The organism is Pseudochelatococcus sp. B33, from assembly GCF_053570585.1.
On the sequence record NZ_JBSEFH010000067.1, the window covers coordinates 1 to 2,531 of the forward strand.

Below are 2,531 nucleotides of genomic sequence, written 5' to 3' on the forward strand. Positions count from 1 at the left end.
CCCCATGCACGAACCCGCTTCGCGGGAGGGGCGCCAGGGCCTGAGATGGTTTGATATTTTTAGCCTTTGAGCAGTTAGCGGCGGGCAAGGTGATCATGGAGTTCCCTTCAACAAGAGGAACTTGCCATGGCTACCCCGTCGACCGATGCACCGATCTCGCCGCTCCGCCAGCGCATGCAGCACGACATGCTCATGCGGGGCCTCGGTTCCCACACGCAGCAGGACTACATTCGCCATGTCCGGCGCTTCGCCGCTTTCCTCGGCCGTTCGCCGGACACCGCAACGCTGGAGGACATCCGCCGCTTCCAGCTCGATCAGCATGAGAACGGCGTTGGCCCTGCAACGATCAATGGCGCGGTCTCGGCGCTGCGGTTCCTGTTCCTCGTGACGCTGAAGCGGCGGGATCTGGCGCGTGCGCTGGTCATCATCCGGTATCCGCGCAAGCTGCCCGAGGTGCTGAGCGTGGAGGAAGCGGCGCGCCTCCTCGCGGCGGCCCCGGGCATCAAGTACAAGGCCGCGCTCGGCATTGCCTATGGTGCAGGCCTGCGGGTATCCGAAGTCGCGCACCTGAAGGTCGACGACATCGACAGCACACGCATGCTGATCCGCGTCGAACAGGGCAAGGGACGCAAGGACCGCAACGCGATGCTGTCGCCGCAGCTCCTGGAGCTGTTGCGACTGTGGTGGCGCGAAGGCAGGCGGCGCGGGGTGATGCTCCCGCACGGCTGGCTGTTCCCGGGGCGTAGCTGCACCGATCCGATCTCATCGCGGCAACTGCACCGGGCGGTCCAGGAGGCAGCCGAAGTCGCCGGCATCCGCAAGCGCGTCAGCCCGCACACGCTGCGTCACAGCTTCGCCACCCACCTGCTCGAGCAGGATGTCGACATCCGCGTCATCCAGGTGCTGCTCGGGCACAGCAAGCTGGAAACGACCGCGCTCTATACCAAGGTCTCGACCCGGACAATCCACGCGGTCGCCGGGCCGCTCGACCGGCTGATGGCGTTAATGGAGGATAAGGCACTTCCCGGCTGAGCCGTGCGCCCCTCGATCGAGGTCGCCGATATCTTCCGTGCTGCCGGGCCCTCTTATCGGGCGACCCATGCCGGGCACCTGAGCCTGACCCAGCTCAAGGTGATGTCCGCGATCGAACATTGCCGCACCGCGGCCCTTGGTGGTCATATCGAAGCCTGCGAGGACTGCGGCCAATGGCGGATCGCCTATAACAGCTGCCGTAACCGGCACTGTCCGAAGTGCCAGGGCGCGGCCGCGCGAGCATGGCTGGCCGAGCGCGCGGTCGATCTGCTGCCTGTCGGCTACTTCCATGTCGTGTTCACGCTGCCTGCCGAGGTCGCCGACATCGCCTTCCACAACAAGGCGCTGGTCTACGACCTGCTGTTCAAGGCGGCGTCGGAGACGATGCTGACCATCGCTGCCGATCCGAAGCATCTCGGCGCGCGCATCGGCATCACCGCCGTGCTTCACACCTGGGGATCAGCGATGACCTACCATCCGCACATACACATGATCGTGCCGGGCGGCGGCATCGCGCTGGACGGAAGCCGATGGATGGCGTCGCGCTCGGCATTCCTTCTTCCTGTGCGCGTGCTCGGCAAGCTGTTCCGACGGCTCTTCCTCACCCGGCTGGTCGCTCTGCACGATGCCGGGCAGCTCGCCTTCTTCGGATCGACAGGGTGCCTTGCCGAGCGGCAGGCATTCCTGCACCACCTTGCTCCTGTCAGGAAGAAGCGCTGGGTGGTCTACGCCAAGGCGCCCTTCTCTGGACCGGAGGCAGTGCTCGCTTATCTGTCCCGCTACACCCACCGGATCGCCATCTCGAACGGCCGCCTGATCGCCTTCGACGAGACCGGCGTCACCTTCCGCTACAAGAATTATCGTCGCGACGGCGCGGAACGGCAGCAGATCATGACGCTCGCCACCGACGAGTTCATCCGCCGCTTCCTGATCCATGTGTTGCCGCGAGGCTTCCATCGCATCCGGCACTATGGCCTGCTCGCCGGCTCCGCACGCAAGGCCAGCATCGCACTCGCCCGCGAGCTCCTGGACGTCGCCGCGCCACCCGATAACGACGCACCACGCGAACCGGAAGACTTCCGGCCGCCGTGCCCCTGCTGCGGGGGACGCATGATCCTTATCGCGGGGTTCGAACGCTGGAAGCAGCCGCGCGGACCGCCGCATGCGACGGCGAGGAAACGGGAGACCACTCCATGACCCGGTACGGTATGGTCCAAACATCAGCCGCAGGCGCCCCTCCTGCGGCAACGGATCTGACTGCGTCGCTCGTGATGATCGGCACCAGCACGATCGCACGCGGTCGAGTGGCGGGACGACAGTCTTACCCTCATGTACAATGCAGGGGACTGTCCACACTCATGTCCGCGATTCTCAGCGGCGGTCGTGCCATCGCCGACATCAGCCGAACTCCGAAATCCCCATAGCTCACCGCCTGCGTCCCGCGGGTTCCTGCATGAGAGGCTTTCGTACGCCTGCCGGCACCCGAAACCCTTCACCAT

The 2,531-nt window shown here is 65.5% G+C and carries 2 protein-coding genes; both read left to right on the forward strand.

Translation table 11 applies throughout. The annotated features are described in order from the left end of the window. Nucleotides 1–126: 126 nt before the first annotated feature. Nucleotides 127–1,032 (forward strand): tyrosine-type recombinase/integrase, encoded by a 906-nt coding sequence (locus tag ACUSIJ_RS29515; RefSeq protein WP_449311983.1) that lies wholly within the window; start codon nt 127–129, stop codon nt 1,030–1,032. Between the two features lie 3 nt (nt 1,033–1,035). Continuing rightward, nucleotides 1,036–2,229, forward strand: coding sequence for an IS91 family transposase (locus ACUSIJ_RS29520; protein WP_449311984.1), 1,194 nt, complete (start codon nt 1,036–1,038; stop codon nt 2,227–2,229). Nucleotides 2,230–2,531 lie beyond the last annotated feature (302 nt).

Coding starts and splice junctions, on each gene's coding strand:
- ACUSIJ_RS29515 (WP_449311983.1), top strand. CDS start 127: ATGGCTACCCCGTCGACCGATGCACCGATCTCGCCGCTCCGCCAGCGC.